The organism is Streptomyces sp. LS1784 (assembly GCF_020103755.1).
GTDB lineage: Bacteria > Actinomycetota > Actinomycetes > Streptomycetales > Streptomycetaceae > Kitasatospora.
Map to the genome: position 1 here is coordinate 1 of NZ_JAHSQD010000668.1, position 4,023 is coordinate 4,023.

General features: G+C 73.7%; 5 protein-coding genes. 3 read left to right on the forward strand and 2 right to left on the reverse strand.

From position 1 onward, the window contains the following. Positions 1-594 (forward strand): endonuclease/exonuclease/phosphatase family protein (locus KS423_RS40125; protein WP_224284665.1); only part of this gene is annotated, 594 nt, incomplete at its 5' end. Here the strand turns inward: KS423_RS40125 and KS423_RS40130 are convergent. Continuing rightward, positions 591-1,346 carry a hypothetical protein gene (locus KS423_RS40130; RefSeq protein WP_224284666.1) on the reverse strand — a complete coding sequence of 252 codons (756 nt, stop codon included), beginning with the start codon at positions 1,344-1,346 and terminating at the stop codon, positions 591-593. The two genes, KS423_RS40125 and KS423_RS40130, sit on opposite strands and share 4 nt — an antisense overlap. Further along, complete coding sequence (locus tag KS423_RS40135; protein WP_224284667.1) at positions 1,339-2,133, reverse strand: carboxylesterase; 795 nt, start codon at positions 2,131-2,133, stop codon at positions 1,339-1,341. Before KS423_RS40135 ends, KS423_RS40130 begins: the two co-directional genes overlap by 8 nt. Before the next feature lie 212 nt (positions 2,134-2,345). On the opposite strand from KS423_RS40135, the gene KS423_RS40140 reads away from it, so the two are divergent. Both KS423_RS40140 and KS423_RS40145 read left to right on the forward strand, forming a co-directional pair. Beyond that, positions 2,346-3,161 (forward strand): lysophospholipid acyltransferase family protein, encoded by an 816-nt coding sequence (locus KS423_RS40140; protein ID WP_374120132.1) that lies wholly within the window; start codon positions 2,346-2,348, stop codon positions 3,159-3,161. Positions 3,162-3,216: 55 nt separating this feature from the next. Then, positions 3,217-4,023 (forward strand): DUF5931 domain-containing protein (locus KS423_RS40145; RefSeq protein ID WP_224284669.1); only part of this gene is annotated, 807 nt, incomplete at its 3' end.

Genomic DNA, 4,023 nt, shown 5'->3' on the forward strand with positions numbered 1-4,023 from the left:
GCCTCCCGGCCGGCCCGGAGCACCGGGACGGCCGTGCTGGCCGGCGGCGGCCGCACCGCCGCAGGTCCGCTGCTGCTCGGCCGGCCCGGCGCGGTGGAACTGCTGGGGGTGCACGACCGGCTGCTGCCCAAGACCCGCGGCCTGCACGCCCGGGGCTTCGCCAGTGCGCTCCTGCGGCTGCCCGGCACGGCGCCGTTCACCGTCACCAGCTGCCACCTCAGCCTGGACCAGGAGGAGCGGTACGGGCAGTTCGAGCTGTTGCTCGACCAGCTCTCGATCGCCGAGCTCGGCGTCGTGGCCGGGGACTTCAACGAGCACCCGGACGGGCCGGGCCGGCGGCTGCTGGCCTCCCGGCTCCAGGACGGGTACCCGACCGCGCCCTGGGGAGGCGAGTTCACCTCCGTACCGGAGCGCCCCTACCAGCGGATCGACGCCGTCTTCGCCACGCCCGGGATCACCGTCCTCGGCTGCGGGGTGCCGCACGGGCTCCCCGGCGTCACCGAGGCCGACCTGCGGGCCGCGACCGACCACCTGCCCGTGCTCGCCGTCCTCGAACTGCCGAGCAGCCGGCCGGGTGGTCGGCCGAGAAGTTAGACGACGGCGCCGTGGTCCGGGTCCTCCGGCTCGTCCTCGTCGCGGTCCTTCATCCGCGCGACCAGGGTGACGAAGCCGCCGAGGAAGGCGGTGATGCCCACCCAGGCGGGCCAGCCGGAGATCTCCCGCCAGACCACCGCGTCGACCAGCAGCAGGGCCGGGCCGCCGAGCACCGCCAGCCAGGCGAACTTGGCGGTCACGTCGGCGCTCGGAAGGGGCGGGGGCTCCGGCGGGACGTAGTGGCCCTCGTCGGTCTCCTCGGCCAGCTCGAAGTCGCGCGGGCCCGCGCCGCCCGCCGGCATCACCGGCCGGCCGGAGCGGGGACGGGGCTTCGGGGCGAGGTCGGACAGGTCGTCCTGCTCGCCGCGGCCGCCGCTGCCGTCCTTGTGGCCGCCCTTGAGCTCGTTCTGCGCCCGGAGGTTCTCGACCTCCGGCCAGTTCGGGTTGTTCAGGTCGACCGGGTCGTCGAACTGGGCCACCAAGGCGGCGAAGATCTCGTCCTGCTCGGCCTGGCTGCGCTCGGGCGCGCGGCGCGGACGACGTTCGGCAGGGGCCTGGGGCCCGGCGGCGTCCCCGGTGGCGTCCTTGACGGGCGGGGGCGTCCCGGCGCCGTCCGTGCCGGTACGGTCCGTCGGCGTACCGCCCGGGGCAGCGGCGTCCGTCCCGCCGTCCTTGGTCGCGCCGTCCTCGCGGGGAGTCTCGTCCCCGCCGCCCGCCGTGCTGCTCTCGTGCACTTCCGGCCCTTCAGCCATGGTGATCGTCGGATTCGACCCGGGTGACGCCCGCCACGTGCGCGGGAGCCAGCCGTCGGATGAAGTCCTGGGAGGCCGCGAATATTTCCGCCGCGTCGTGGTCCAGCGTCGCGACGTGGAAGCTGCGCTGGCACAGCCGCTCCGTCACGTCCGTCGAGGATATCCGGGCCAGTACCAGTTCCGAGTTGGCCGACGAGACGACGTGGTCCTGCGGGCTGTGGAAGAGCAGCACCGGCTGGGTCACCTCCGGCAGCAGCCGCTGGACCTCCCGCCACAGCCGGCTCAGCGACCAGGCGGCGTGCAGCGGGGTGCGGTCGTAGCCGACCTCGGTCGCACCGGCCCGAGCGATGTCGTTTGCGACTCCGGGCGCGCTGGGGAGCAGGTGGCGCAGCACCGGCAGCAGCACACTCGCAGGGGTGTCCGAGCGCACCGACGGGTTGACCAGCACCAGGCCGGAGACCGTCGGCCCGTGCAGCGCCGCGAGCCGCAGCGCCAGCGCGCCGCCCATCGACAGCGCGCAGACGAAGACCTGCTCACACTCCTCGGCGAGCGTCAGCAGCTCGCGCTCGACCTCGGCGTACCAGTCCTCCCAGCGGGTGAGCTGCATGTCCTGCCAACGGGTGCCGTGTCCGGGCAGCAGCGGCAGCGAGACGGTGAACCCGGCCGCCGCCAGGTCCTCGGCCCACGGCCGCAGCGACTGCGGCGACCCGGTGAAGCCGTGGCAGAGCAGCACCCCCACCGGTCCGCCATGGTGGCGGTACGGCTCGGCACCGGGCAGCAACGGCATGGCGGACTCCTTCGCGGGCGGGTGGCGCTGGGGGAGGGACGCGGGAGGGGGGTGCTGCGAAACCGCATCGTCCCACGCTCCGCGCCGGGTCGTACACCCCCTACGGGAGGCCGGACGCGGCCCCTACGGCGGGGCCGGGCACACCGGACGGCCGCGGGGCATTAGGATCGACCGGTCCGCATAACAGGAGGCCCGGGTTGTTCTACCGACTGATGAAGATGATCGTCGCGCCACTGCTTCGGATCTTCTTCCGGCCGTGGATCGAGGGCGAGGAGAACATCCCCGCCGAGGGTGCGGCGATCATCGCGAGCAACCACCTGTCCTTCTCGGACTCGTTCTTCTTCCCCGCGCTGATCAAGCGCCGGGTCACCTTCATCGCGAAGGCCGAGTACTTCAACACCCCGGGCCTCAAGGGCCGGCTGACCGCCGCGTTCTTCAAGGGCGTCGGCCAGCTGCCCGTGGACCGCTCGGGCGTGCGCGGCGCCGGCGAGGCCGCGATCCGCAGCGCCATCGCGGTGCTGGAACGCGGCGAGCTGTTCGGCGTCTACCCGGAGGGCACCCGTTCGCCCGACGGCAAGCTGTACCGCGGCAAGGTCGGCGGCCTGGCCCGCGTCGCGCTGGCCACCGGTGCCCCGGTGATCCCGGTCGCCATGATCGACACCGAGAAGGTGCAGCCGCCCGGCCAGGTGATCCCCAGCTTCGGCATCCGCCCCGGCATCCGGATCGGCCGCCCGCTGGACTTCTCCCGCTACCACGGCATGGAGAACGACCGCTTCATCCTCCGTTCGGTGACGGACGAGGTGATGTACGAGATCATGCGGCTCTCCGGCCAGGAGTACGTGGACATCTACGCGACCGCCGCCAAGCGGCAGATCACCGAGGACAAGAAGAAGGCCGACGCCGAGCGCCGGGCCGCGGCCAAGGCGGAGAAGGCGGAGGCCGCCGAGGCCGAGAAGGCGGAGAAGGCAGCCGAGGCGGAGAAGACGGAGAAGTCCGCCGAGCCGGGCACCTCGGAGAAGCCGGAGTAGACGTCAGGGCGGCCGCACGGCCGGCCCGGACGGGCCCAGGAGAGGGGCGGGGCGGATGACGGACGACGGCGGCAGAACCGGCGCGGTCGGCGGCACGGTGGCGGCCGGCGGCATGTCCGTCGAGCTCCCGCTGTGGAAGGCGATCTCCTACTTCAGGGTGCTGGCCCTGTGCTACGCCCTGCTGCGGTACTTCAACTCCTACCTGCACTTCCTGCACCCGGTGGCCGGCTGGATCTTCCTCGGCGCGCTGACCCTGTGGACCCTGGCCAGCACCCGGGCCTTCGCCAATCCGCAGCGCTGCACCTGGTACGTCCTGGGCACCGACCTCGCCCTCGCCGTCACCGGCATCGTGATGAGCGGCCTGACCGACTCCCCGGCCCGGATCAGCCACGGCGCGCCCACCCTGCCGACCATCTGGGCGGCCGGCACGGTGCTCGGCTTCGCCGCGAAGGGCGGCTGGCGCCCGGCGGCGGCCTCGGGCTCGGTGATCGGCGTCGCCAACATCCTCGGCCACGGCGGGCCGACCGGCGACAACCTCCACAACATCGTGCTGCTGATGGTGGCCGGCTGCGCGATCGGCTACGTGATCGAGCTGGCCCGGGCCAGCGAGGCCACCCTCACCCGGGCGCTCCAGGTCGAGGCGGCCACCCGGGAGCGAGAGCGGCTCTCCCGGGACATCCACGACGGCGTGCTCCAGGTGCTCGCCCTGGTCCAGCGGCGCGGTGCGGAAGCGAGCGAGGGGGCGGGCTCCGGCGTGGACTTCGCGGAGCTCGGCCGGCTGGCCGGCGAACAGGAGCGCGCGCTGCGGGCCCTGATGACGGGCGGTCCGCTGCCGGCCCAGCGCGCACCGCGGTCCGGCGCC